Raw genomic sequence first — 23,123 nt, forward strand, 5'->3', positions numbered from 1 at the left:
AAACCGCGTTCCTCGCGCCTTGCCCTGCACCAAGCGGGCATCCGTCGCGGCCGCCACCAAACGTCAACAGACCCTAGCTTCCCGGTTCGTGCCGCCGGCTGCAAGCGGAACCCGAGCCCGTCGGTATCGATATTCGGTGAACGGGCAGGTGGCATCGAACCTCTCGATAAAGAGGTTCGAACCCGGCAACACTGCAGCCAGTGACAGCGGACTAGTCTTTGCGTGAGGTGCCTTGCATCACCAGCTTGATCAGCGGCAACAGTGCGGTGCCCAGTCCGACCCATCGGGAGACATTGCGCAGGCCTCCACCCTTGGCGCCCTTGCCGGTGAGAAAGCCCAGCAAGGTCACGGCGGCAACCCCCCAGAGTGGCGCGTGCTTGATGCCCAGGCCCTCCTGCAGGGTTTGCGACATGCCGCGTATCCGCTGCAAGGGTTGCAGCAATTGTCGCGACTCATGACGTATTTCCTGGCGATGCATTTCCATGCGCAAGCGGATCAGGGCCTTGCGCATTTCTTGCCGCGAGCTGTTCTTGGGGATCTTGGGCAGGCTCATGGCAGCAGGCGCTCCCTGTCGTTGTTCAGCTCTTCGAGGGTGGCGTGGAACGGCGACGACTCATCGAAGACCGCTGCTTTCAGGCGCATGCCGCAGAACAGGGCCGCGAGCGCATAGAACACGCACAGGCCAACGATGGCCGACAGGCGATAGGTGTCCCAAAACACAATCAACACCAGTGCCGAAAGACCCACCAGCAACAGCAGGGCGAACACCAGCGCAAGGCCGGCGAACAGCAACAGGCTGACCGTACGCGCCTTTTGCTCTTGCAACTCGATGCCGAACAACTCGACATGACTGTGCAGCAACCCAAGGAACGCGGCGCCCAGGCGCCGCGATGAGGAGCCGGAGTCCGTATCCGGCGAGCCGGATTCACCGATCGCCATATCAGCGCCGAGTCGCCAGCAGGCCAATCAGAAAGCCCACGCCAGCCGCGATACCCACCGACTGCCAGGGATTGGCCTGGACATACTCTTCTGTCGAAGAGACAGCGGCCTTGCTGCGCTCGCTCAGGGAGTCCTGGGTCAGTTTCAGGGTTTCGCGGGCGCGCACCAGGCTTTCGTGAATCTGACCGCGCAGTTCGTCGGCTTGATCACCGGCCAGTGTCGCGGTGTGTTCCAGCAGCCGCTCGGTGTCGCTGACCAGTGTCTGAAAATCTTCCATCAGGATTTCTTGAGCAGTCTTTTCCGTTTTGCTGGCCATGGTGATCTCCATAAGTGGGGTGTGAAGTGTTCGAGTATGAGCCGTTTGCGAAGGTTCAGTGCAAACGGCTGGTACAGCTTTTGCTATGTCGTGGTGCGTCAATCGGTGCTGTTGTACTGAAAACGGGCGTGCTTCGCGAAAACCTTAACCTAAATAATAGTAATCAGCGGAAACATCCAGGCAAGGATTGAGCCCGTCGGTTTTTTTGCGCCAAAACGGTTCGCCGTAAGGTGAGTTGATGCCAGGGGAGGTGTCAACTTGGTGCGCAAAAAGACCTGGCGAACTGCTTTGGTGCTTTTCCCGGATTGAAGGTCTGCCAACCCCATGGAAAATCTGCAAAGTGCAGTGGACAGTCTGGTCCTCGGTTCCAACACGCTCTTCATCCTGATCGGCGCGGTCATGGTCCTGGCGATGCATGCCGGTTTCGCCTTCCTGGAAGTCGGTACGGTTCGTCAAAAGAATCAGGTCAATGCCTTGTCGAAAATCCTCAGCGACTTTGCCATTTCGACCCTGGCTTACTTCTTTATAGGCTACTGGATCTCATACGGCGTCCATTTCATGCAACCGGCCTCGGTGATCAGTGTCGATCACGGTTATGGACTGGTGAAGTTTTTCTTTCTGCTGACGTTCGCCGCCGCCATTCCAGCCATTATCTCCGGCGGAATTGCCGAGCGGGCGCGGTTCATACCGCAGTTGTGCGCCACCGCGCTGATCGTGGCGTTCATCTATCCATTTTTTGAGGGCATTGTCTGGAATGGCAATTTTGGCCTGCAAGCCTGGTTGCTCGAGCGCTTTGGTGCCGGCTTCCATGACTTTGCAGGTTCGGTGGTGGTGCATGCCATGGGCGGCTGGCTGGCACTGGCGGCGGTGCTACTGCTCGGCCCGCGCAATGGACGGTACCGCGACGGGCGCCTGGTAGCGTTTGCTCCATCGAGTATTCCGTTCCTGGCATTGGGCTCGTGGATTCTGATCGTCGGCTGGTTCGGCTTTAACGTAATGAGCGCCCAGACTCTGCAGGGGGTCAGCGGATTGGTGGCGGTCAATTCGTTGATGGCCATGGTCGGCGGAACCGTGGCCGCGTTGATCGTTGGTCGCAACGATCCGGGGTTTCTGCACAATGGACCGCTGGCCGGGCTGGTCGCGATCTGCGCGGGCTCGGACCTGATGCACCCGGTGGGGGCCCTGGTGACCGGTGCCATCGCCGGGGCCCTGTTTGTCGGGTGTTTCATTGCCGCGCAAAACCAATGGAAGATCGATGATGTGCTGGGCGTCTGGCCATTACATGGCTTGTGTGGCGCCTGGGGCGGCATTGCCTGCGGGATCTTCGGCCAGACGGCGTTGGGCGGGCTGGGTGGTGTCAGCCTGATCAGCCAATTGATCGGTACGGCGCTGGGTATTGTGGTGGCATTGATCGGGGGGCTGGTGGTGTATGGCGCAATCAAACGCTTGCATGGTCTGCGCCTGAGCCAGGAAGAGGAGTACTACGGTGCTGACCTGTCGATCCACAAGATCGGTGCCGTCAGCCAGGACTGAGGGGCGCTGGGAGCGCAATGATCTGCACCCGCGATCTGCGCGCGGCATTCACCCCGTGATGGGGGTGGCTGGCGCTCGACGGTTTTTCACGTCCGGCCTAGAATGATCACCCATTCCTCAGTGATCTGTACCTCATGCCTTCTGAATGCCAGTTGTTCGGCACCCTTGGCTGCCATCTCTGTGAACTCGCCGAAGCGGAGCTGATGCCGCTGGTCGAGCACGGATTGTTGGTGGAACTGGTGGACATTGCGGACAGCGATGCGTTATTTGAAGCCTACGGCTTGCGAATTCCGGTGCTGCGCCGGGTCGATACGGGGGCCGAACTGGGCTGGCCCTTCGATGCCGAGCAGGTCGTGGCGTTTTTGCGCTGATCCCCTCGCTTTTGTTGCGACACGGACTCCGTTTGTCGTGACCTGCCTGTAATGCGTTGGCGCGCGCTCGAATATTCGTTTACTGTATGTGCATACAGTTATTCGGGTGGCCGTCATGTCCCTCACCATACTCGCAAGTCGTCAGCGCTTGCAGCTGCCGGATTCCGGTGAGCTGAGCATCAGTACCCTGCATTGCGCCGCTCAAGAGCAGGCGCATTGCGACTTCTCGCTAGACCGGATAGTGGGGCTGGGGGCCGAGCAGGTGCGTGCGGTCCTGGTTGATGACGACAGCTTGCTGGGGTTCGGTATTTATCCCGGTGACCGTCTGATCGTCGATCGTTCGATCCAGCCTGTTCAGGATCAATACGTGGTGGCCCATCTCGACAGCGAAAACGATTACTGCGTGCGCCTGCTGGCGGCGGATCCCAAGGGAGGGCTGCTGCTCAAGGCTGCGCGGCCCTCTATCCCCTCGGTCCCCTTTGATGAACTCGACCCGGCCCCGATCTGGGGGGTGGTGCTGTGGGTCGTCAGTTATGTGGGGCGTGGGTGAGATTGGCCCTGCGAGCCTGATTGGCTGGAACGCCAGGCGCGCGCACGGGATTACGAAATGAGAGGGATGCAACATGGTCAATGTTGAACAGTTGAAAGCCAGCGTGAACCGGATGTCGGTCGACGTGGTACGCGAGGCGGTACGGGAGTTACGCCTGGACGGCCTGGTGACGGAAGGGAAAACGCCGTTCAACAAAGTGCACTTCAATACCTGTTTTGCCGAAATCGAGGCTCTGTTTCAGCGCGCCGGGTATCACCGTCAGCTGGACGTCGTCGGTTACCAGGGCTTGCTGTATGCGCTTTATGATCCTGGCCGCTGGGAAGCCGTCGATGTATTGCGCTGGCTGAAAGAGTTCACCGACGCGGCAGCGCTGCGCGAGTCCTTGACCGCGTGACGGAAATCAGGAGGGGCCGTGTGGAATCTGTCCTAGGTCCGTTCAAGCCGTTGTTGGATAATAGCCATCAGCATTAACGGCCAGAGCTTTCGTATGTCCACCTCATCGTTTTCCGCCGCACAGAACCAGGCCAGTACGCTATACCTGCCACCAGGCAGTTGGGCGACCGTGCTTGATTGCCTGTGCGAACACTTCAGCGCCATTGGGCGTGAACAATGGCTGGACAGGATCGCCCGCGGTCGTGTGCTCGACGGTCAAGGCCAGGCGATTGCCGTGGACCTGGCGTACAAGGAAGGCCTGCGAATCCATTATTTTCGCGAGGTGCCTGATGAGAAACACATCCCGGTTGTGGAAACGATCCTGTATGCCGACGAGCATCTGGTGGTGGCGGACAAACCCCATTTCTTGCCGGTGACCCCCGCTGGCGAGTATGTCGAGCAGACGTTGCTGCGTCGGTTGATCCGTCGCCTGGACAATCCGCACCTGGTGCCACTGCATCGTATTGACCGGCACACGGCGGGGCTTGTGCTGTTTTCCGCCAATCCGCAAAGCCGTTCGGCGTATCAGTCACTGTTTCCGACTCGCACCATCGAAAAGCACTATGAAGCCATTGCCCGTGCGTTGCCGGCACTGTCGTTTCCCCTGGTACACAAAAGCCGTCTGGTCGATGGTCAGCCCTTTTTCCGTATGCAAGAGGGGCCAGGCATCAGCAATACCGAAACCGCAATCGAGGTCGTAGAAAAAAATGCTGATCTGTGGCGCTACGCGTTGTACCCGGTGACGGGCAAAAAACACCAGTTGAGGGTTCACATGGCCGCGTTGGGGGCGAGTATCTGTAATGACCCCTTCTATCCCGACGTCTTGAACGATGCAGAGGATGACTACGCCAATCCTTTGAAGCTGTTGGCCAAAGGCTTGCGCTTCGTCGACCCGGTGACCGGTCAGGAGCGGGTGTTCGAAAGCACCATCAGCCTGGACTGGTAGCCGCTCCAGACAACAACAAGCCCGCGCTGGGCGGGCTTGGTCGTGTCGCTGGAACGCGTCGCGACTTACAGGTCCTTGACGGTGCGAACCTGATCCTTGTTGATGCGGGTTTGCTTGCCGTCCAGCTGTTCGAACTCATAGAAACCCGACTTGTCATTGTATCTAGGGGTGTCGACAGACTGGATTTCGCGGCCGTCATTCAAGGTGATGACTGCAGGTGACGAGCAGCCCGCGAGGGTGGCCAAGCCCAAGGCAAGCATGAAAGTGGCGAGGGTCCGATGAGTCATGAGATGTCTCCGCTATTGAATTCTTGATGTCTGAACTTGAGACGTACAGCACGCGTGCAAGTTCCAGAATAGGTCATTCTGACACGCTGGCATGCAGACTTAATAGCTCTGGGGTATTGAGGTTGGCCAGGCGCCGATCATTCTCGGGACACTGCAGTGCAATGGCATCAAGCGTGCGCATGATACGTCCAGGGCTGCGCTCGCCCGCACTCCAGGCCTTGTCGAACTCATCTGACAGCGCGACAGGGATGATGCACAGCAACGGCTCCCAGTGTTCACCCTGACGCACCATCAAGGGTTTTTCCGGGTGCTGGCGGGCCGCCTCACGCATGGTTTGCAGCAGTTCGGCGTCCAGGCGTGGCACATCGCACGGCAGCACCATCAGGTGGGGGTGGCGTGCGGCCTTCAGCCCGGCGCGAATACCTGCCAAAGGGCCAGGGAAATCACTGTCGTCATCGTGTACCAACTGATCGGCATAGGACGCATAGCGGTCAAGATTGCGGTTGCAGGAAATGATCAGGTCATCGGTCAAGCCCCGGGTCCGTTGGTGCAGATGCGCAATCAGAGGCAGGCCCCGCCATTCGAGCAACCCTTTGTCCTGCCCCCCCATGCGCTGGCCACGCCCGCCCGCCAGGAGCAGGATGGAGCAGGGCGGTAACTCAGTATTCAGGGGCATGACGCCTCTCCATCGGTGGGGCAAAAAAACAGGGCTCTGTGATATAACACCGGGCCGTTTCTCCTACAACTGGACGAGCCTATGAAAGCCAAGGCCGATGTACCTTTCGTTGCGCTGAACATCGCGGTGCTGACCGTCAGCGATACCCGCACGCTGGAAACCGATACCTCGGGCCAGGTCTTTGTCGACCGCTTGAGCGCTGCCGGCCACAACCTGGCGGCGCGTGTCCTGCTTAAAGATGACCTGTACAAAATACGTGCGCAAGTCGCCACCTGGATCGCCGACGACCTGGTTCAAGTGGTGCTGATTACCGGGGGGACGGGTTTCACCGGGCGTGACAGTACGCCTGAAGCCGTGAGCTGCCTGCTGGACAAGCAGGTCGACGGGTTTGGCGAGTTGTTCCGACAGATATCGGTCGCTGATATTGGCAGCTCCACGGTCCAGTCGCGTGCACTGGCAGGCCTGGCCAATGGCACGCTGGTTTGCTGCCTGCCAGGTTCCACCAACGCGGTGCGAACCGGTTGGGATGGCATACTCGCCGAGCAATTGGATGCGCGTCACCGTCCCTGCAACTTCGTCACTCACCTGAAACAGGCGGCACCTTGTGAATCGCGCGGCTAAGCCAGGCAAGACGGGCAGCTTGATGCCCGTCGAAGTGGCGTTGGCACGCCTGCTTGAAATGGCTGAAGCATCGCCCATTGACGAGCATGAGCGATTGCCGCTGGCTGCCGTCCACGGGCGTGTGCTGGCCAATGACCTGGTATCGACCCTTGATCTGCCGCCGTGGCCCAACAGTGCCATGGACGGTTACGCCCTGCGGCTGGCCGACTGGACGGGCGAGCCATTGGTGGTCAGTCAGAAGATATTCGCCGGGCAAGCACCGGAGCCCTTGGCGCCGGGTACGTGCGCCAGGATCTTTACCGGCGCACCGGTGCCGGCCGGTGCGGATTGCGTCGAAATGCAGGAAAACGCCGAGGTTCTGAGCGACCTGCGGGTGCGGTTCACCGAACCGATGAAGGTCGGACAGAACATCCGCCCGCAAGGTCAGGAAGCCACGGTGGGCGAGCAGGTGCTGAGTGCCGGCACCCGTTTGGGGCCTATCGAGCAAGGCCTGGCTGCCTCACTGGGGTGCGCGGAGCTCGAGGTGGTGCGCAAGGTGCGCGTCGCCGTACTGTCTACCGGCGACGAGCTGATCGAGCCGGGGCAGTCGCTGGGTCCCGGACAGATCTACAACAGCAATCGGGTATTGCTGTGCAGCTGGCTGCAGCGCCTGGGCTGCGAAGTGGTGGATGCCGGTATTCTTCCTGACAATCTGCAGGCCACGCGCGCGAGACTCGCTGAGCTTGGAAGTGTTGACCTGATTCTTTCCACGGGTGGCGTATCGGTTGGCGAAGCCGACTTCCTGGGTATCGCCTTGCGTGAAGAGGGTGAGCTGGCGCTGTGGAAGCTGGCGATCAAGCCCGGGAAACCGTTGACGTTCGGTCACTTCCGAGGTGTGCCGGTGATTGGTCTGCCAGGGAACCCGGCCTCGACACTGGTGACGTTCGCGTTGCTGGCCCGGCCTTATCTCCTGCGCCGCCAAGGCGTGCAAGCAGTGGCCCCATTGCAATTCCAGGTCCCGGCGGGATTTGTCTGGTCCAAGGCAGGCAATCGGCGGGAGTACCTTCGCGGTCGGCTGGAGCAGGGGCGGGCGATTGTCTACAGAAACCAGAGTTCGGGTGTTTTGCGCAGCGCGGCATGGGCCGAGGGGTTGGTCGAAGTGCTTGAGGGGCGCACCCTGGTCGAGGGCGATTGGGTCAACTTCATCCCGCTAAGTGAAGTACTCGGCTGAACTTCACTGCAGCGCTACCTCGTCAGGCCCGACAGCGAGCCGAGTGGGCCTGGCTCGCCGCCTGGCGGCTCTGTCAGTTGAATAGCATGACCAGTTGATCGATCCGGCTGCTGGCGATCCAGCTGACGAGTCCGATGATCACGGTAATGGCGCCTGTTGAGTACGCAAGCCTGTGCTGGATGGATTTCAGGTCGCTGCGAGCCGTTTCCATGTCTCTGCGGATATGCCTGAGGTGGGCCTCCAGTTCGGTAAGGCGAGGCTCCAGGGCGCTTCCTTTGCTTGAGTCGAGGCCGCACAGGCATTCCGCTCGCTGATTGTCCTTTGGGGCTGCCGTGCGGATTGCCGAGATTCGCAAGTCATGGCTTGTCATATGGATGCACATCCTTGTGTGTGGCCAATCTGTTTCTGATAACGACTGACACAAGGTGTTCCAATATCAATTGACCGTCAATTCGGCTGATTCGTCGCGGCATGTAAGAAAAAACTCCACACGTTCAGCGGCGCTGGACGCAGGCAAGGTGCAGTGCTGATGGCCTGGTGACGACGGGTTCTGGATGTCAGCATTGCACCGGTGCCGCTGAAGAGAGTGAGCGCCTTCAGTGGAAGCTTGTTTCAGGGCTGATGCCGATCAGTCGTCGAGGCTGATGATCTGTTCGCGCACGGCAAACAGCACCAGGCCCGCCACATCGAAGATCTGCAAGCGTTTCATGATATGCGAGCGATGGGTTTCAACGGTCTTGATGCTCAGGCCCAGGCCATTGGCAATCTCGCGAGTGGATTTGCCGCGCACGATCAAGCGCAGGATCTCCAGTTGGCGTGCCGTCAGGTTATGGGTCTCGATGGTTTCTGGCGGTTGTCGGTGTGTCTGTACCAGTGCCTGATTGATCACCGTGTGTGCAATGGCCGGGCTCAGGTAACGTTCGTTGTTGCGCAAGGCTTCGAGCGCGTGCTCCAGTTCCGTGGCGGTGGTGTCCTTGAGCAGGTAGCCGTGGGCTCCCGATTCCAGGGCGCGCATGATCAACGCCGGTTCGGTGTGCATCGACAGGATCAGCACCTTGCTCTGGGGGCGAACCGCCTTGAGCGTTTGCAGCGCTTCGAGCCCGCCGATGTCGCGCATGGACAGATCCAGCAGGATGATGTCAGGTTGCAGGTGCTCGACCATTTCGAGCACCTGGGCGCCATCAGTGGCTTCTCCGATGACCGAGTAACCGGGAATGTCCATGACCAGTGCGCGTACACCGGCCCTGATGAGTGAGTGGTCATCCACCAGAAGCAAGTTGCAAGTCAATGTAGAACCTTATTCGTGCTGGCCCGTTCGCGCGCGCGGGGCGCCCAGGGGAAAAGAGCGTCGATCTGCGTTCCTTTGCCGGGCTCACTGGTGACGCTCAGGGTGCCGCCCAATTGCTCGACCCGCTCTGACATCCCGGCCATCCCGCACTGCCCTTCGCGGCCAGGATGGGGGGCGGGGGAGAATCCCAGTCCGTCGTCACTGATGAACAACGCAAGCCCTTGGGGCGTACGCTGCAAGCGGACCAACAGGTTATGGGCCTGTGCATGGCGCAGTATGTTGGTGATGGCTTCCTGGGTAATTCGAAAAGCTGCCACTGCCATTTCCTCCGGGATGCCGGTCAGTTGCTGGTGGCATTCGAGGCTCCATTTCACGGCGGTATTGGCCAGTGTCTTGAGCAAGTGCGCGCGCAAACTGGCTTCCAGGCCAAGGCTGGTCAGTTGTCTTGGGTTGAGCAGGGCGGACATGTCGCGAACTTTTGTCAGTGTTTCTTCCAGGGTTTCACACAACACGGTGCATTGGCTTTGCTGGTCGTCAGGCAGGCGGCGCTTGAGCCATTCGCCTTGTAGTCTGGCGGCTGTCAGTAATTGACCAATGTCGTCGTGCAGTTCACGGCTGAGTCGATGACGTTCGTTTTCCTGCACTTGCAGCAGGCGGTCGGCAAGTTCCTGCGGCTGAAACTTGATGGACCTGCGCGAGTGGCAATACTGCTCCAGCGCACAGCCTGCAGCCACCAGGTTCAACGCCACCAATACCGGTGGCATGGGGATGGAGAGGCCATAGACCAGCACGCTGCCCACTGCCGAGCAAAGGCAAAGCAGCAGGGTGATCCGGCGAAGGTTCGTTCGGGACAGGCGCCAGGTTTGGATGGATTTCAGGCCGGCGTGCATAGCTGATGGAGCCAATGAGTGTTCGCTGCGGGCAGGCCGGTCATGGAGGTTGACGGGACTGTGTCTGGAAAAACCGGGTAAATGAATGATCCGCTTCAAATTAGCGCAGCCTGATTGTCACAATCGGGTTTTGCACTTACCAGAAGGCAATGCCGGGCTGGATTCAGAGTGCCATTAATGTAGCGTCAATTAATTGGACGGCATGTTAACACCTAAGGCACGCCTGGTCGCCTTTGCCCTCTATTGTTCAACGGACAGGAGCAGGCTTGAGGTCGAATGCCGGTTGATGACTATTCACGGCTTTGAACGGGTTGTTCTGGCGTATTCGAAGTGCTCGCCAATCATTGGACTTACGTCGGCAATGTCGTTGTTGGATATGAGTTATTCAAAGGCGACATGATCAGATGTTACATGGCGTGTCGATAGTTGTTCGGGGAAGTGCAGAGTGTGAGTCAGGCATGTCTGGCCGTGAGAGTCGCGCGCGCATAGCCTTTGGCGGGAACGCTGAACCGCAGGGGGGCACGTCCGATTTCCACCGCGAACGCTTCGAGCAACGACACCTGCTCGGCGTTGTCGAGGCTCAGTTCACCGGTAATGACGTCGACCAGCTCCAGTTGCCAGGCCATCAACGTGTAGCATTCCTTCAAGGCGCAAAGGGCCTGGGCGTGCAGGTCGATTTGCGGGGGCGCTTGACTGAGCAGTACGTGGATAGACGTCGCGAACTCCGACACCGTCCCCAGTGCCAATGCGTCCGCACGGTTGGCCAGCGTGAGTAGCGTGCCGAGCATGCAATCGATAGCGTCCTGGTCGTTGTTGATCAGTTGCAGGTGGGCCAGGCACTCCTCTGACTTGGCCAGAAGGGTTTCCGCCTCGATCAGGAATTCAGGCAACCGTTGGCTCCAGTTTTTACGATCGTTCAGCATGCTTTTCTCCACGACATCAAGTCAGGTGGCGCAATGGGGTGTTGAGTGAACGGGCGTAAATTACTGCCAGATAACCAGCCAAGTCTGTAGGACAGTTCCGGTATTTCAGGATGGACGACGCAAGGTTTGTGTGTGTCTGGCACGTGCTTATCCTTTGCATCGATGGCAGCGTGGGCGTGATGCGCGGTTTTGGCACGCCCCCATGAAGCGTGTTCCGATTGGCTGAAATTGAGGCCTGGCGTTGGTTCTGTGATCAAAAACAAAAGCCTGACTCCATTCATGCAATGAGAATGGCGTCACATTAATGGCTATTGGATATCGCGAATATCAGGCTGATCCTGATTGTGCCTAGGGGATTCCCTTATGGCAGGGAACCTGTCACGCATTTGTTGGTCGCGCGGCCAGGAGAGAGGGTCCATTCAGTAGAGCATGATGTTAATGTGACATCAATTTTTTTGCGGGCCGGTATTCGAGGTCAAGAAGCGGTGGCATCCGCCGATACGCTGTTTTAGTGAATTCATCAGAAAAGCCCAGGAGTCATTAATGGCCGGCATTCTCGACACGGTAGATCAACGCACGCAGCTGGTGGGTGAGAATCGCCTGGAAATCCTCATGTTCCGCCTGGCCGGTCGGCAATTGTTCGCGATCAACGTGTTCAAGGTGCAGGAAGTCCTGCAATTGCCCAAGTTGACCTTGATGCCGCAGCGCCATCCGTTTGTCTGTGGCGTGGTCAATCTGCGTGGCCAGACGTTGCCGGTGATTGACCTGTCCCAGGCCATCGGCATGCGTCCGCTGGTACCTGGCCCCAACAGCACCATCATTGTCACCGAGTACAACCGCTCGGTGCAGGCGTTCCTGGTCGGTGGTGTGGACCGCATCGTCAACATGAACTGGGAAGCCATCCTGCCGCCGCCAACGAGTGCTGGTCGCCAGCATTACCTGACCGCCATCAGCAAGGTCGATGACCAGTTGGTGGAGATCATCGACGTCGAAAAAGTCCTGGCCGAGATCGTGCCCTACAGCGCCAAGGTCTCTCGTGAAAAGCTCGAAGATCCGGTTCTTGAGCGCGCCCGTGGCCGTGAGGTGCTGCTGGTGGACGACTCCAACGTCGCGTTGTCGCAGTTGCGCGACACCCTGGGTCAGCTAGGGGTGAAAATGCACATTGCCAGCGATGGCCTCAAGGCCCTGAAGCTGCTCAAGGGCTGGGCGGACTCCGGGGTCGAGATGACCGACAAGCTATTGATGGTCTTCACTGACGCCGAAATGCCGGAGATGGACGGTTATCGCCTGACCACCGAGATCCGTAACGACCCTCGCCTGCGGGGCTTGTATGTGGTGCTGCACACCTCACTGTCGGGTAGCTTCAACGACTCGATGGTCAAGAAGGTCGGTTGCGACAACTTCCTGTCCAAGTTCCAGCCCGACAAGCTGGTCGATGTGGTGCGTGAGCGCCTGATGCGCGATGAAGTCACTGCCTGACAACCGCACAAAAAAGGTGGGCACGCGCTCCAATGTCAGTCAGTTAAGCCGCAGGACCAGTGGGAGCGGGCTTGCCCGCGAATAGCGATAACGCGTAATGCCTGGAAAACCGCGGTGTTTTCTTCGCGGGCAAGCCCGCTCCCACAGAGTTTTCGTCGATCGAGTTGCTTAACTGACTGGCATTAGGCACGCGGTCAGCCTTTGATTCGATGATCAAGCTCGTATAGGGTGGCGTTTTTGCCAAACAGGAGCTGGCCATGTTGCGTCTGAGCGCGCTTTACCGTTATCCACTCAAGTCCGGCAAGGGTGAAACCCTGCAGCAGGCGAGCCTGGACAAGCTCGGGCTTGCCGGTGACCGACGCTGGATGCTGGTGGATGAGGCCAGTGGGCGCTTCCTGACGCAACGGGCGGTATCGGCCATGAGCCAGTTATCGGCCCTGTGGAATGCTGCTGGAGGCCTGACCCTCGCGGCGCCGGGCCATTTGCCGATTGATGTTGCCTTGCCGGCAGCGGATGCCGATCTGCGCGGTGTGACCATCTGGCACGATACCTTGCGGGTGCCGGATGCCGGTGATGCCGCGGCTGCCTGGGTCAGTGCGTTTATCGGCAAGCCGACCCGGCTGGTACAGGTCCCCGAAGCGCTGGCCCGCACCACGCAGGCCGGTTATGGCAGGGACGACGATAAAGTGGCGTTTGCCGATGGCTTCCCGCTGTTGTTGATTGGCCAGGCTTCGCTGCAAGATCTGTCGCAACGGGTAGGGCGCCCCTTGGAAATGATGAGGTTCCGGCCGAACCTGGTGATCGAGGGCAGCGAGGCATTTGCCGAGGATGGCTGGACGCGCATTCGCATTGGCGATGTCGAGTTCCGTGTGGTCAAGCCTTGTTCGCGCTGCATCCTGACCACCATCGATCCGCAGACCGGCGAGCGCAGCGAAGACCGCGAACCCTTGGCCACCCTGCAAAAGTACCGGGCCCGGGAAGAGGGCGCGATGTTCGGTCAGAACCTGGTCAATGATGGCAGCGGTGTGCTGGAAGTGGGCATGCCGGTGACGATTCTCGAATAAGTTGCCAGCCCTGCAAGCAAAAATGCCCGTGTCCTTGGACACGGGCATTTTTTATCGCGAAGAATCTCTTAACCGCGGTATTCGCACAGGTAAGCGCTGTCGACGGCGACCTTGAGCTGGAACTTGCTGTTGGCCGGTACGTTGAACTGGCTGCCGGCGGCGAAGGTTTCCCAGTCGCTGCTGCCAGGCAGCTTGACGGTCAGGGCGCCGGATACCACGTGCATGATTTCACGCTGGCTGGTACCGAATTCGTATTCGCCCGCCGCCATGACGCCGATAGTGGCCGGACCTTCAGCAGTGCCGAAAGCAATCGACTTGACGGTACCGTCGAAGTACTCGTTGACTTTAAACATGGGCGATTCCTCGAAAAGGGCTAAAAAGGCCGGCCAGTATGCACAAGGCCATTTCGCCCGTCACCTGTTGCCCTCAAGGTTTCGCCGCAAGCGTCAGGGGCAGCAGGCGTGCGGTATTTCGTGCGTCTTCCAGTGCCCGGTGCTGTTGTCCGGTGAACTGCAAGCCAGCCAGTTGCAGGGCGCCGTTGAGCCCCAGTGGCCGCTCCAGGCGGCGAGCCTTGGCAAACCGCTGCTTGAGATTCATGTGCGGGACACGACTCAGGGCGCTGTCGAGCTGCAGGCGTTGCCATTCCTGAAGCAACTGCTTGCGGTCGTAGTCTCCCCAACTGGCCCAGCCTTCCAGGCGAGTGTGATGCTGGCCCAGCCAGCGCTCGAACAGCGGCCAGACATCGCTCAGCGGTTGGGCCGCGTCGATACTGGCCTGGGTGATATGGGTCAGCTCCCGGCAAAACGGGGTCAGCAATGGCCGCCGCAATGGCCGCACGAAGCGCTGGAAGTGATCCAGCTCACGGCCCTGGCGATTGACCAGCGTGGCGCCGATCTCGATGATTTCCATCTCTTCTATGGGCCAGCCACCGTCATCGGTTGTCGCTTCTAGATCAATTACCAGCCAATGAGGCATTGCAGGGTTCCTGGTATCCGCGTCCTGATAAGGCTGAGCGTAGCCAACCGCGACGGATCCGCCTAGCGGCTTATTCAACCTCCAGCAAAATCTGCCGGTTCTTGACCTGGTCGCCAGGGCTGACCTGCAAGCGTGTGATCACGCCATCGATGCCAGCCTTGAGCGGGTGCTCCATTTTCATCGCCTCTAGCACCAGTAGCAGTTGGCCCTTGCTGACGGTTGTCCCTTCACTGACCAGTACATCGACAATGGCGCCATCCATGGGGGCCTTCAGCGTACCGCTGCTGACACTGGCCTGGCCGCCGATCGCCGCCAATGTCTGGTCCTGCAACAGCAGGGCACCGGGGCGGGTAAACAGCCTGAGTTGTCCATGGGCCAATTGATAGCTGTACCGTCGGCGAATGCCGTCGATATCCAGGTGGACGGCGCGAGGGTCGATGTCGAGCACGGTCAGTTGCAGCGTTTGCCCGGCCACCTGAATGCGCAATTGACCCGCGGCCTGGACCGTCACTTCGCTCGCCCAGCGGCCATCGTGCATACCGATTTGTAGCTGCAGCGGCGCATTGGCGTTGTTGCGCCAACCCGTGAGCCCCGGTGCGTGGGCGCGGGCGGACTGCTGGTAGAAGATCGCTGCGGCAACGGCCAGTTCCTGGGCCGTGGGTGTGTGCGGGTGCAGGCTCGAGTGATCACTGAAGTATTGCGGGATAAAGCCGGTGCTGAAATTCCCGGCAATGAACTGTGGGTGTTCCAGTAACCCGGCGAGCAGTCGCTGGTTGGTCTGCAATCCGAGCAAGGCACTGTCTTCGACCGCCCGCAACAGCTTGCGCCGGGCTTCTTCACGGGTCGCACCGTAGGCGATGATTTTGCCGAGCATCGGGTCATAGAACGGGCTGACCTGCTGGCCTTCCAGCAGGCCGTGGTCAATCCGTACACCGTCCTGCAGGGCCGGCTCCCAGCGGGTGATGCGCCCGGTCTGGGGCAGGAAGCCCTGGGCCGGGTCTTCGGCATAGAGTCGCACCTCCATGGCATGGCCCTTGAGTGTTACCTGCTCCTGGTTCATCGGCAGCGGCAATCCGGCGGCGACGTCCAGTTGCCAGGCCACCAGGTCGATGCCGGTGATCAATTCGGTCACCGGGTGTTCGACCTGCAAGCGAGTGTTCATCTCCAGGAAATAGAATTGCCCACGGGCGTCGAGCAGAAACTCGACGGTACCGGCGCCCACGTAATGGACGGCGCGTCCCGCTTTCAGTGCCGCTTCGCCCATCGCCTGACGCAGCTCGGCCGTCATGACCGGGCATGGGGCTTCTTCAATGACTTTTTGATGGCGGCGCTGAATCGAGCAGTCGCGCTCGCCGAGGTAGATCAATTGACCGTGCTGGTCGCCGAACAATTGAATTTCAACATGACGAGGGTCGATCAATGCTTGTTCGAGAATCAGTTCGTCGCTGCCAAACGCATGCAGGGCTTCGGAGCGTGCGGTGCGGATCTGTTCCAGCAATTGGTGGGGATTGTGCACCAGGCGCATGCCACGTCCGCCGCCGCCGGCGCTGGCTTTGATCATCAACGGGTAGCCGATGCGCTCGGCCTCGCGGCTGAGGGTGGCGTCGTCCTGTTCAGGCCCTTGATAGCCAGCGATGCACGGCACGCCGGCAGCCAGCATGGCGATCTTCGACAGGCGCTTGCTGCCCATCAGTTCGATGGCGGCCGGGCTTGGACCGATGAAGGTCAGGCCGGCATCGGCGCAGGCGCTGGCGAAGTCGGCGTTTTCCGAAAGAAAGCCGTAGCCCGGGTGGATGGCGTCGGCTCCACTGCGTCGTGCGGCGTCGATGATCGCCTCAGCGTTGAGGTAGGACTGGGCAACCGCGGCGGGGCCGATGTTGATTGCTTCATCGGCCATGCGCACGTGCAGGGCGTCGGCATCGGCATCACTGAACACCGCCACCGTGCGATAGCCCAAGGCCTGGGCGGTGCGCTGGATGCGGCAGGCGATTTCACCGCGGTTGGCGATGAGGATTTTGCGCAAGGTGGGCATGGTTCAATTCCCTTGGTGAATGCGGTGTGTGTGAGGGCCCCATCGTCGGAACGCCGTCGGCTGCGGACCCGTTCGCGATGCCCTCAGGGCGCCCAGCCGGGTTTGCGCTTTTGTACGAAAGCCATCGTCCCTTCGATGCCTTCGGCACCGGTCACGGCTTCAGCGAACCACTGGGCGGCCTGATCGAGCAATGGCCCCGACAGCTGTTCGGTGCTGGCCAGTAACAGGGCTTTGGTCGCGGCATTGGCGCCCGGTGCGCAGCACAGTACGTGGGCGAGCACCCCATCCAGGCGTTCGGCCAAGGACTGGGCATCATGCTCGACAAAATGCACCAGCCCCAGGCGCCGTGCCTCGTGGCCATCAAAACGGGCGGCGGTCAGTGCCAGGCGCCGGGCCTGGGTCAGTCCGATGCGCTGGACCACGAACGGCGCGATTTGTGCCGGCAGCAGGCCCAGGCTGGTTTCCGGCAGGCCGAATTGCGCGTTGTGTTCGGTCAGCGCAATGTCGCTGACACACGCCAGGCCAAACCCTCCGCCGAGCACCGCGCCTTGCAACACGCTGATCAGCACTTGCGGTGCATGCTGGGCCTCTTCCAGGAGCGAGCCGAACGCACGGTTCAATTCACGGTAAGCCTCCAGGCCTTGGGCCCGTGCATTGGCCATGTCCTTCAGGTCGCCGCCGGCACAAAAGTGGCCGCCGGCACCGCCCAGCACCAAGGCTCGAACATCCCGGTCATCGCGTACCGCCGCCAGCACTGCGCGCAACTCAGTGACCATCTGCAGGCTCATGGCATTGCGGCAGTCCGGACGGTTCAAGGTGATGTGCAGCACGCCGTTGTGCTGCTCCAGCAACAGGGTCTGGCAAGCGGGCAGGGTGCTCATTTTTTCTTCCCGGGCAGGATGCCCATCAGTTTGCAGATGATCCCCAGCATGATTTCGTCGGCCCCACCGCCGATCGACACCAGCCGTACATCGCGATAGGCGCGGGCCACCGGGTTGTCCCACATGTAGCCCATGCCGCCCCAATATTGCAGGCAGCTGTCGCTGACCTCGCGCCCCAGGCGCCCGGCCTTGAGCTTGGCCATGGATGCCAGGCGGGTGACGTCCTGGCCTTTGATGTACTGCTCGGTGGCCTGATAGACCAGGGCCCGCAGGCATTCGATTTCAGTCGACAGCTCGGCGAGGCGGAAGTGGATGACCTGATTGTCGATCAGCGCGTTGCCGAAGGTCTTGCGCTCCTTGCAGTACTCGATGGTGCTGTCGACACAGTACTCCAGGCCCTTGATCATGTTGGCGGCCCCGAACAGGCGTTCCTCCTGGAACTGCAGCATTTGCATCATGAAACCGGCGCCTTCGTGGCCAATGCGGTTGCGTTGCGGAACGCGCACGTTGTCGAAAAACACCTGGGCGGTTTCCGAGCTGCGCATGCCCAGTTTGTCCAGGTTCGGACTGAGGCTGATGCCGGGGGTGTTCATCGGCACCATGATCAGCGACTTGTTGATGTGGGCCTTGTCGTCCGAGGTATTGGCCAGCAGGCAGATGAAGTCAGCGTTCGGGGAGTTGGTGATCCACATCTTGCTGCCGTTGATCACGTAATCGTCACCGTCCTTGCGGGCGGTGGTTTTCAGCCCTGCGACATCGGAGCCGGCACCGACTTCCGAGACGCCGATGCAGCCGACCTGCTCGCCGCTGATCGCCGGGCGCAGGAACTCATCGCGCAACTCATCGGAACCGAACCTGGCCAGGGCCGGGGTGCACATGTCGGTCTGCACGCCGATGGCCATCGGTATCCCGCCGCAACGAATGGTGCCGAACTCCTCGGCGGCGACAATCGAATAGCTGTAGTCCAGGCCCATGCCACCGAATTTTTCCGGCTTGGAAATCCCCAGTAGGCCGAGCTCGCCGGCCTTGCGGAAAATCTCGTGGATCGGAAAGCGCCCGGCTTTCTCCCACTCGTCGACGTGGGGGTTGATTTCGCGGTCGACAAACTGGCGGACGGTACGGCGCAGTGCTTCGTGTTCCTGGGTAAAGATCATTGTTGTTGTTCTCCTGACGAACCCTGATCGTTGCCACGCCCTGCGTGGCAACGCTGCTTTGGACGCCCTGCGTCCACTGTTGGGACGCAGAGCGTCCCGGGCTGCATTCCCGCGTGGCGCGCGGGAACGATCAACTGACTAAAACCGTGCGACACCAAAACTGTTGGACTGCAGCTGACGAACATCGGCCTCGTGACAAACATCCAGCAGGTAGCCCAGCAGCGTACGGGTGTCCCGTGGATCAATCAGCCCGTCGTCCCACAGGTTGGCACTGCCATAGAGGGCGGTGGACTGGCTGTCGAGTTTTTGCGCGGTGACCTGTTCCAGCATGTCGAGCATCTTCGGATCCGGGACCAGGCCGTCCTTGAGCTGTTTGGCTTCGGTGACGATGCGCAGCACCTTGCCGGCCTGGGCGCCGCCCATTACCGCCGTGCGGCTGTTGGGCCAGGCGAAAATGAAGCGCGGGTCCAGGCCCCGGCCACACATTGCATAGTTGCCGGCGCCGTAGGAGCCACCGACCACCAGGGTCAGCTTCGGTACCCGTGCATTGGCTACCGCCTGAATCAGCTTCGAACCATGTTTGATCACCCCTTGCTGTTCCGACTCGGTGCCGACCATGAAACCGGTGGTGTTGTGGAAAAACAGCAGGGGGGTCTGGCTCTGATCGCACAACTGAATGAATTGCGCCGCCTTGCTGGCGCCTTGGGGGGTGATCGGGCCGTTGTTGCCGATGAAACCGCAAGGCCGTCCCTGGATGTTCAGATGACCGCAGAGGGTCTGCTGGTCGAACTCACCCTTGAATTCCAGAAAGCGCGAGCCATCGGCGATGCGGGCAATAATCTCGCGCACGTCGTAGGGTTTTTTCGGGTCATCGGGAATCAGCCCCAGCAGTTCATCGATGGGGTAGAGCGGTTCGTCCCAGGGCTGGGCGGCAAGCCGTGGCAGTCGAGCGTTCCACGGCAGCAGGCTGACGATCTCGCGCACCAGGCGCACACCGTCGGCATCATTCTCGGCCAGGTACTCGGCGGTGCCGGCGATTTGCGCGTGCATTTCGGCGCCGCCGAGTTGCTCGTCAGTGGCGACCTCGCCCGTGGCGGCCTTGAGCAGCGGCGGCCCGGCAAGAAACAGTTTGGCCTTGCCGCGCACCACCACCACGTAATCCGACAGCCCTGGCTGATAGGCGCCACCGGCCGTTGCCGAACCATGCACCACGGTAATCTGTGGCAAGCCCATGGCCGACATCCGCGCCTGGTTGGCGAAGCTGCGTGCACCCTCGACAAAAATCTCGGCGGCGTAGTTGAGGTTGGCACCACCGCTCTCGGCGAGGGTAATTATCGGCAGTTTGTTTTCCATGGCGATCTGTTGCAGGCGCAGGGATTTCTTCAGGCCGCTGGGGGAGATGGTGCCGCCCTTGATCGCACTGTTGTTGGCCACCACCAGTACCCGCACGCCGGACACATGGCCAATCCCGGCGATCAGGCCGCCGCCGGCCTGGCTACCGTCCTTGTCATCGTGCAGCTTGTAGCCGGCCAGGCTCGCCAGTTCGAGAAACGGCGCGCCGGGGTCGAGCAACAGGTTCAAGCGTTCGCGCGGCAACAGCTGCCCGCGCTTGTCGAATTTCGCTTTGGCTTCGACGGCCTTGCTCAGCAGGTTGCGTTCCAGCTGGCGGATTTGCTCGATGCCGCCGAGCATCGCCTCGCGGTTTTGCGCAAACTGCGGGCTGAGGGGGTCGAGCAGGGATTCGATGACTGGCATGGATCAACCCTCGCCCTTGAGCACGTCGGGTAAATACGCTCGATGGAAGCCATTGAACGACTCACTGTGTTGCGCCTTGTGCAGCGGCCACGCCCGGCTGCCAAGACTGGCGGCGCCGTCGATGCGCAAGGTGCTGCCGCTGATAAACGCGGCGGCCGGGCTCAGTAGGAAAACGATCGCCGCGCTGACCTCCGACTCGGTGCCGATGCGTTTTAGCGGGACATGCTCACGCAGGGTCGGGATCACGGCCTTGAAGGCACCTTCGTAGGTGTCCATGCCACTGGAGGCAATCCAGCCCGGCGCTACCGCGTTGACCCGCACCCCGGCATAACCCCATTCGAAGGCGGCGGTCTTGGTGAAGTTGTCCATGCCCGAGCGTGCGGCCCCCGAGTGACCCATGCCAGGCATGCCGCCCCACATGTCGGCGAGCATGTTGACGATCGCGCCGCCGGTCTTGCTCATGGACTGGTTGAACACTTCCCGGGCCATCAGGAAACCGCCCACCAGGTTGGTGCGCAGCACGGTTTCGAAGCCCTTCTGATTGATCGAGGCCAGAGGCGCCGGGTATTGGCCGCCAGCATTGTTCACCAGCCCCTGAATCGGACCGTGTGCCTCGATCAATTGCGCCACCAGCTGCTTGACCGCTTCTTCATCGCGAATGTCGCAGGCCTGCCAACTGGCCTTGCCGCCATCTTCGGTGATTTCAGCGGCGACTTGCTGCAGCTTCTCCGGCTTGCGCCCCACCAGCAGCACATGGGCACCGAGGGCCGCCAGTTCATGGGCGGTGCAACGGCCGATGCCACTGCCGCCGCCCGTGACGATGATGTTCTGGCCAGCAAACAGATCGGTTTTGAATATTGAATCGAAGGCCACGGTGACAGTCCTCTAGTTGACTTGGTCAGCGATGCTTTGCGGCACCGGGATCTGGATTTCCAGCAGCTGTTGAGCGAATGCCTTGCCTTGCGGGTCGATCCGCAGGCTGGCCACGCCACCGCCACCGAGGGCGTTTTCCAATAAAAAGTTCAGGCTGTGGGTGCCGGGCAGGTACCAGCGCTCGACCCGCCCGTGGACCGGGTCGAGTACGTGACTCATCCAGTCGACTATCACCTCGGGTGTCAGCGCTTCGGCAATCCACGGCAGGAAATCGGGCGAGCGGGCCATGACACCGATATTGCTGTGATTGCCCTTGTCGCCGGAGCGCGCCACCGCCAGTTTCACCAGAGCCACACTGGCGTCGGCCCGGCCCTGGGGTTTGGGCGGGGCAAAGGGCACCGGCAGGGCGGCGGTATCGAGATGATCGAGGGCGGGCAGGGGGCAGGCGTAACGCTGACCTTGCAGATCGACTTCCAGCGCGCAGGCCGTTTTGTCGATCAGGAACGAATACAGACGGATCAGCGGGTACACCGTCGGCCGGCCACCGACGATGCCAGTCAACCCCGGAGCCATGCCGGTGGCCGCCTGGGCGATCTCGCGGGAAAACAGGATCAATGCCTGCTTGTTCGGGTGCCGCACCGCGAGTTTGATCACCACCTCGCGGCTGTCCTGGCGCTGGCCGTGGGGGCCGTAGGTCGCTTCGCTGCCGAGCAGTTCGATGTTGACTTCACTGTAGGGCGCCCAGCCGCGCTGGCTGAACATCTCCGAAGTCCTGGCGATGATTGCGTCGCTGACACGGCGAGCCTTGGCCACGGCATCGATGCCGGCGATCAGGCAGCTGGCGGTGCAGCGAAAGCCATCCGGATAGGTGGCGCTGACCTTGTACTGCGCCGAAGGGGGCAAGCCCTTGGCGCCGTGCACCTGAACACAGTTGTGGCCGTGCTGCTGGAGTTTGACCTGGCTGAAATCACAGACCACGTCGGGTAGCAGGTAGGCGCGCGGGTTGCCGATTTCATACAGCAGTTGCTCGCCCACCGTCAGCGGGGTGACCAGTCCGCCGGAGCCTTCGGGTTTACCGACTGTGAACTGGCCATCGGCGCCGACTTCGACGACGGGAAAGCCGATGTGTTCGTAGTCTGGCACTGCTCGCCAATCGGTAAAGTTACCGCCGGTGCACTGCGCTCCGCATTCAATGATGTGCCCGGCCAGTGCGGCCTGGGCCAGTTTGTCGTAGTCCTGCCATGACCAGCCGTACTCATGCACCAGGGCGGCGCTGACCACGGCGCTGTCGACCACGCGCCCGGTGATGACGATGTCCGCACCCTGGCGCAGGGCTTCGACGATGCCGGGAGCACCCAGGTAGGCATTGGTCGAGACGCACATCGGGGGCAGGGGCGCGCCGCTGAACATTTCCTGCACGCCGCGGGTCGCCAGTTGCTTGAATTGCGGCTGCAGGTCATCGCCCAGCAACACGGCGATTTTCAGGGGCACACCGGCCGCATCGCATGCGCTTTGCAACGCGGCGGCACAGGCCAGTGGATTGACCCCGCCGGCGTTACTGATCACGCGGATGTTCTGTTGGCTGATGCGGCCCAGGAGCGGAGCGAGCACCTCGACGAAGTCGGTGGCGTAACCGGCCTGGGGATCTTTCAGGCGGGCACCGGCCAGCAGCGACATGGTGATTTCCGCCAGATAGTCGAACACCAGGTAGTCCAGCCGGGCGCCTTCGACCAACTGCGCCGCGGCGGTCGAGGTGTCGCCCCAAAAGGCACTGGCACAGCCGATACGAACGGTTTTGTTCATTGCGAGCCTCCGACAGAAGTGTTTTGAGACTACCAAGCAAGCGCTTGGTTTGTAAATGCCGGTTACAACTTCTGCCCAAGCGCTTGCTTGGTTTCCCCGGCCAGCTTAAATTGCCCGCGCAACCC

General features: G+C 60.8%; 26 protein-coding genes. 9 read left to right on the forward strand and 17 right to left on the reverse strand.

Annotation, left to right across the window (positions count from 1 at the left end):
• Positions 1–211: 211 nt before the first annotated feature.
• The 3 genes from AC3WQN_RS14210 to AC3WQN_RS14220 are packed head-to-tail and all read right to left on the reverse strand — an operon-like array spanning position 212 to position 1,255.
• Positions 212–553 (reverse strand): hypothetical protein, encoded by a 342-nt coding sequence (locus tag AC3WQN_RS14210; RefSeq protein WP_103399465.1) that lies wholly within the window; start codon positions 551–553, stop codon positions 212–214.
• A complete protein-coding gene (locus tag AC3WQN_RS14215) occupies positions 550–939 on the reverse strand; it encodes a phage holin family protein (protein ID WP_103399464.1) in 390 nt (129 codons plus the stop codon). The genes AC3WQN_RS14210 and AC3WQN_RS14215 overlap by 4 nt, the downstream gene beginning before the upstream one ends.
• A 1-nt stretch (position 940) precedes the next feature.
• Positions 941–1,255: an ElaB/YgaM/YqjD family protein gene (locus AC3WQN_RS14220; protein ID WP_103399463.1), complete on the reverse strand. Its 315-nt coding sequence runs from the start codon at positions 1,253–1,255 to the stop codon at positions 941–943.
• Positions 1,256–1,579: 324 nt separating this feature from the next.
• Between AC3WQN_RS14220 and AC3WQN_RS14225 the strand changes: the two genes are divergently transcribed.
• The 5 genes from AC3WQN_RS14225 (at position 1,580) to AC3WQN_RS14245 (ending at position 5,087) form a co-directional block, all read left to right on the forward strand.
• Positions 1,580–2,788, forward strand: a complete 1,209-nt coding sequence (locus AC3WQN_RS14225; protein WP_103399462.1) for an ammonium transporter — start codon at positions 1,580–1,582, stop codon at positions 2,786–2,788.
• A 134-nt stretch (positions 2,789–2,922) separates the two neighbouring features.
• Positions 2,923–3,159, forward strand: a complete 237-nt coding sequence (locus AC3WQN_RS14230) for a glutaredoxin family protein (RefSeq protein WP_095078696.1) — start codon at positions 2,923–2,925, stop codon at positions 3,157–3,159.
• A 115-nt stretch (positions 3,160–3,274) separates the two neighbouring features.
• Positions 3,275–3,709: a LexA family protein gene (locus AC3WQN_RS14235; protein ID WP_103399461.1), complete on the forward strand. Its 435-nt coding sequence runs from the start codon at positions 3,275–3,277 to the stop codon at positions 3,707–3,709.
• A 73-nt stretch (positions 3,710–3,782) separates the two neighbouring features.
• Positions 3,783–4,103, forward strand: a complete 321-nt coding sequence (locus tag AC3WQN_RS14240) for a transcriptional regulator (protein ID WP_095078698.1) — start codon at positions 3,783–3,785, stop codon at positions 4,101–4,103.
• Positions 4,104–4,196: 93 nt separating this feature from the next.
• Positions 4,197–5,087 (forward strand): pseudouridine synthase, encoded by an 891-nt coding sequence (locus AC3WQN_RS14245; protein ID WP_103399460.1) that lies wholly within the window; start codon positions 4,197–4,199, stop codon positions 5,085–5,087.
• A gap of 65 nt (positions 5,088–5,152) precedes the next feature.
• Here AC3WQN_RS14245 and AC3WQN_RS14250 read toward each other — a convergent pair whose 3' ends face one another.
• Both AC3WQN_RS14250 and mobA read right to left on the reverse strand, forming a co-directional pair.
• A complete protein-coding gene (locus tag AC3WQN_RS14250; protein WP_095078700.1) occupies positions 5,153–5,374 on the reverse strand; it encodes a YgdI/YgdR family lipoprotein in 222 nt (73 codons plus the stop codon).
• 73 nt (positions 5,375–5,447) lie between these two features.
• A complete protein-coding gene (gene mobA / locus AC3WQN_RS14255) occupies positions 5,448–6,050 on the reverse strand; it encodes a molybdenum cofactor guanylyltransferase MobA (protein ID WP_103399459.1) in 603 nt (200 codons plus the stop codon).
• A gap of 81 nt (positions 6,051–6,131) precedes the next feature.
• On the opposite strand from mobA, the gene moaB reads away from it, so the two are divergent.
• Positions 6,132–6,671 carry a molybdenum cofactor biosynthesis protein B gene (gene moaB / locus AC3WQN_RS14260; RefSeq protein ID WP_103399458.1) on the forward strand — a complete coding sequence of 180 codons (540 nt, stop codon included), beginning with the start codon at positions 6,132–6,134 and terminating at the stop codon, positions 6,669–6,671.
• A 22-nt stretch (positions 6,672–6,693) separates the two neighbouring features.
• Positions 6,694–7,881, forward strand: coding sequence for a molybdopterin molybdotransferase MoeA (locus AC3WQN_RS14265; RefSeq protein WP_178081888.1), 1,188 nt, complete (start codon positions 6,694–6,696; stop codon positions 7,879–7,881).
• Between the two features lie 73 nt (positions 7,882–7,954).
• On the opposite strand, the gene AC3WQN_RS14270 is transcribed toward AC3WQN_RS14265, so the two are convergent.
• From AC3WQN_RS14270 to AC3WQN_RS14285, 4 genes are all read right to left on the reverse strand, one after another.
• Positions 7,955–8,251 carry a hypothetical protein gene (locus AC3WQN_RS14270; RefSeq protein ID WP_256587232.1) on the reverse strand — a complete coding sequence of 99 codons (297 nt, stop codon included), beginning with the start codon at positions 8,249–8,251 and terminating at the stop codon, positions 7,955–7,957.
• 258 nt (positions 8,252–8,509) lie between these two features.
• A complete protein-coding gene (locus AC3WQN_RS14275; RefSeq protein WP_103399456.1) occupies positions 8,510–9,169 on the reverse strand; it encodes a response regulator in 660 nt (219 codons plus the stop codon).
• Entirely contained in the window at positions 9,166–10,059 is an 894-nt protein-coding gene (locus AC3WQN_RS14280) for a sensor histidine kinase (RefSeq protein ID WP_103399455.1), read from the reverse strand. Before AC3WQN_RS14280 ends, AC3WQN_RS14275 begins: the two co-directional genes overlap by 4 nt.
• Positions 10,060–10,511: 452 nt before the next feature.
• A complete protein-coding gene (locus tag AC3WQN_RS14285; RefSeq protein WP_103399454.1) occupies positions 10,512–10,982 on the reverse strand; it encodes a hypothetical protein in 471 nt (156 codons plus the stop codon).
• A 543-nt stretch (positions 10,983–11,525) separates the two neighbouring features.
• Between AC3WQN_RS14285 and AC3WQN_RS14290 the strand changes: the two genes are divergently transcribed.
• The gene (locus AC3WQN_RS14290) at positions 11,526–12,461 is read left to right on the forward strand and encodes a chemotaxis protein CheV (RefSeq protein ID WP_095143838.1); all 936 of its coding nucleotides are present in this window, start codon (positions 11,526–11,528) and stop codon (positions 12,459–12,461) included.
• Between the two features lie 257 nt (positions 12,462–12,718).
• Complete coding sequence (locus AC3WQN_RS14295) at positions 12,719–13,525, forward strand: MOSC domain-containing protein (RefSeq protein ID WP_103399453.1); 807 nt, start codon at positions 12,719–12,721, stop codon at positions 13,523–13,525.
• A gap of 68 nt (positions 13,526–13,593) precedes the next feature.
• Here AC3WQN_RS14295 and ppnP read toward each other — a convergent pair whose 3' ends face one another.
• The 8 genes from ppnP to AC3WQN_RS14335 all read right to left on the reverse strand — a co-directional run bounded on the left by ppnP (position 13,594) and on the right by AC3WQN_RS14335 (position 22,998).
• Positions 13,594–13,878 carry a pyrimidine/purine nucleoside phosphorylase gene (gene ppnP, locus AC3WQN_RS14300; protein WP_095078709.1) on the reverse strand — a complete coding sequence of 95 codons (285 nt, stop codon included), beginning with the start codon at positions 13,876–13,878 and terminating at the stop codon, positions 13,594–13,596.
• Between the two features lie 73 nt (positions 13,879–13,951).
• Positions 13,952–14,500: a 3'-5' exonuclease gene (locus AC3WQN_RS14305; protein ID WP_095143836.1), complete on the reverse strand. Its 549-nt coding sequence runs from the start codon at positions 14,498–14,500 to the stop codon at positions 13,952–13,954.
• A gap of 70 nt (positions 14,501–14,570) precedes the next feature.
• Complete coding sequence (locus tag AC3WQN_RS14310) at positions 14,571–16,532, reverse strand: acetyl/propionyl/methylcrotonyl-CoA carboxylase subunit alpha (protein WP_103399452.1); 1,962 nt, start codon at positions 16,530–16,532, stop codon at positions 14,571–14,573.
• Between the two features lie 83 nt (positions 16,533–16,615).
• Entirely contained in the window at positions 16,616–17,413 is a 798-nt protein-coding gene (locus AC3WQN_RS14315; RefSeq protein ID WP_103399451.1) for an enoyl-CoA hydratase/isomerase family protein, read from the reverse strand.
• Positions 17,410–18,567 carry a citronellyl-CoA dehydrogenase gene (atuD, locus tag AC3WQN_RS14320; RefSeq protein WP_103399450.1) on the reverse strand — a complete coding sequence of 386 codons (1,158 nt, stop codon included), beginning with the start codon at positions 18,565–18,567 and terminating at the stop codon, positions 17,410–17,412. The genes AC3WQN_RS14315 and atuD overlap by 4 nt, the downstream gene beginning before the upstream one ends.
• A gap of 138 nt (positions 18,568–18,705) precedes the next feature.
• Entirely contained in the window at positions 18,706–20,322 is a 1,617-nt protein-coding gene (gene atuC, locus AC3WQN_RS14325; RefSeq protein ID WP_103399448.1) for a geranyl-CoA carboxylase subunit beta, read from the reverse strand.
• Between the two features lie 3 nt (positions 20,323–20,325).
• Positions 20,326–21,195 (reverse strand): SDR family oxidoreductase, encoded by an 870-nt coding sequence (locus AC3WQN_RS14330; protein WP_103399447.1) that lies wholly within the window; start codon positions 21,193–21,195, stop codon positions 20,326–20,328.
• Between the two features lie 12 nt (positions 21,196–21,207).
• A complete protein-coding gene (locus tag AC3WQN_RS14335) occupies positions 21,208–22,998 on the reverse strand; it encodes an acyclic terpene utilization AtuA family protein (RefSeq protein ID WP_103399446.1) in 1,791 nt (596 codons plus the stop codon).
• Positions 22,999–23,123: the final 125 nt, after the last annotated feature.

The organism is Pseudomonas sp. FW300-N1A1 (genome assembly GCF_058789115.1).

Coding starts and splice junctions, on each gene's coding strand:
- AC3WQN_RS14290 (WP_095143838.1), top strand. CDS start 11,526: ATGGCCGGCATTCTCGACACGGTAGATCAACGCACGCAGCTGGTGGGT.
- AC3WQN_RS14210 (WP_103399465.1), bottom strand. CDS start 553: ATGAGCCTGCCCAAGATCCCCAAGAACAGCTCGCGGCAAGAAATGCGC.
- atuC (WP_103399448.1), bottom strand. CDS start 20,322: ATGCCAGTCATCGAATCCCTGCTCGACCCCCTCAGCCCGCAGTTTGCG.
- AC3WQN_RS14270 (WP_256587232.1), bottom strand. CDS start 8,251: ATGACAAGCCATGACTTGCGAATCTCGGCAATCCGCACGGCAGCCCCA.
- mobA (WP_103399459.1), bottom strand. CDS start 6,050: ATGCCCCTGAATACTGAGTTACCGCCCTGCTCCATCCTGCTCCTGGCG.
- atuD (WP_103399450.1), bottom strand. CDS start 18,567: ATGATCTTTACCCAGGAACACGAAGCACTGCGCCGTACCGTCCGCCAG.
- AC3WQN_RS14230 (WP_095078696.1), top strand. CDS start 2,923: ATGCCTTCTGAATGCCAGTTGTTCGGCACCCTTGGCTGCCATCTCTGT.
- AC3WQN_RS14335 (WP_103399446.1), bottom strand. CDS start 22,998: ATGAACAAAACCGTTCGTATCGGCTGTGCCAGTGCCTTTTGGGGCGAC.
- AC3WQN_RS14295 (WP_103399453.1), top strand. CDS start 12,719: ATGTTGCGTCTGAGCGCGCTTTACCGTTATCCACTCAAGTCCGGCAAG.
- AC3WQN_RS14225 (WP_103399462.1), top strand. CDS start 1,580: ATGGAAAATCTGCAAAGTGCAGTGGACAGTCTGGTCCTCGGTTCCAAC.
- AC3WQN_RS14240 (WP_095078698.1), top strand. CDS start 3,783: ATGGTCAATGTTGAACAGTTGAAAGCCAGCGTGAACCGGATGTCGGTC.
- AC3WQN_RS14315 (WP_103399451.1), bottom strand. CDS start 17,413: ATGAGCACCCTGCCCGCTTGCCAGACCCTGTTGCTGGAGCAGCACAAC.
- AC3WQN_RS14220 (WP_103399463.1), bottom strand. CDS start 1,255: ATGGCCAGCAAAACGGAAAAGACTGCTCAAGAAATCCTGATGGAAGAT.
- AC3WQN_RS14250 (WP_095078700.1), bottom strand. CDS start 5,374: ATGACTCATCGGACCCTCGCCACTTTCATGCTTGCCTTGGGCTTGGCC.
- ppnP (WP_095078709.1), bottom strand. CDS start 13,878: ATGTTTAAAGTCAACGAGTACTTCGACGGTACCGTCAAGTCGATTGCT.
- AC3WQN_RS14305 (WP_095143836.1), bottom strand. CDS start 14,500: ATGCCTCATTGGCTGGTAATTGATCTAGAAGCGACAACCGATGACGGT.
- AC3WQN_RS14235 (WP_103399461.1), top strand. CDS start 3,275: ATGTCCCTCACCATACTCGCAAGTCGTCAGCGCTTGCAGCTGCCGGAT.
- AC3WQN_RS14285 (WP_103399454.1), bottom strand. CDS start 10,982: ATGCTGAACGATCGTAAAAACTGGAGCCAACGGTTGCCTGAATTCCTG.
- AC3WQN_RS14280 (WP_103399455.1), bottom strand. CDS start 10,059: ATGCACGCCGGCCTGAAATCCATCCAAACCTGGCGCCTGTCCCGAACG.
- AC3WQN_RS14245 (WP_103399460.1), top strand. CDS start 4,197: ATGTCCACCTCATCGTTTTCCGCCGCACAGAACCAGGCCAGTACGCTA.
- moaB (WP_103399458.1), top strand. CDS start 6,132: ATGAAAGCCAAGGCCGATGTACCTTTCGTTGCGCTGAACATCGCGGTG.
- AC3WQN_RS14310 (WP_103399452.1), bottom strand. CDS start 16,532: ATGCCCACCTTGCGCAAAATCCTCATCGCCAACCGCGGTGAAATCGCC.
- AC3WQN_RS14215 (WP_103399464.1), bottom strand. CDS start 939: ATGGCGATCGGTGAATCCGGCTCGCCGGATACGGACTCCGGCTCCTCA.
- AC3WQN_RS14265 (WP_178081888.1), top strand. CDS start 6,694: ATGCCCGTCGAAGTGGCGTTGGCACGCCTGCTTGAAATGGCTGAAGCA.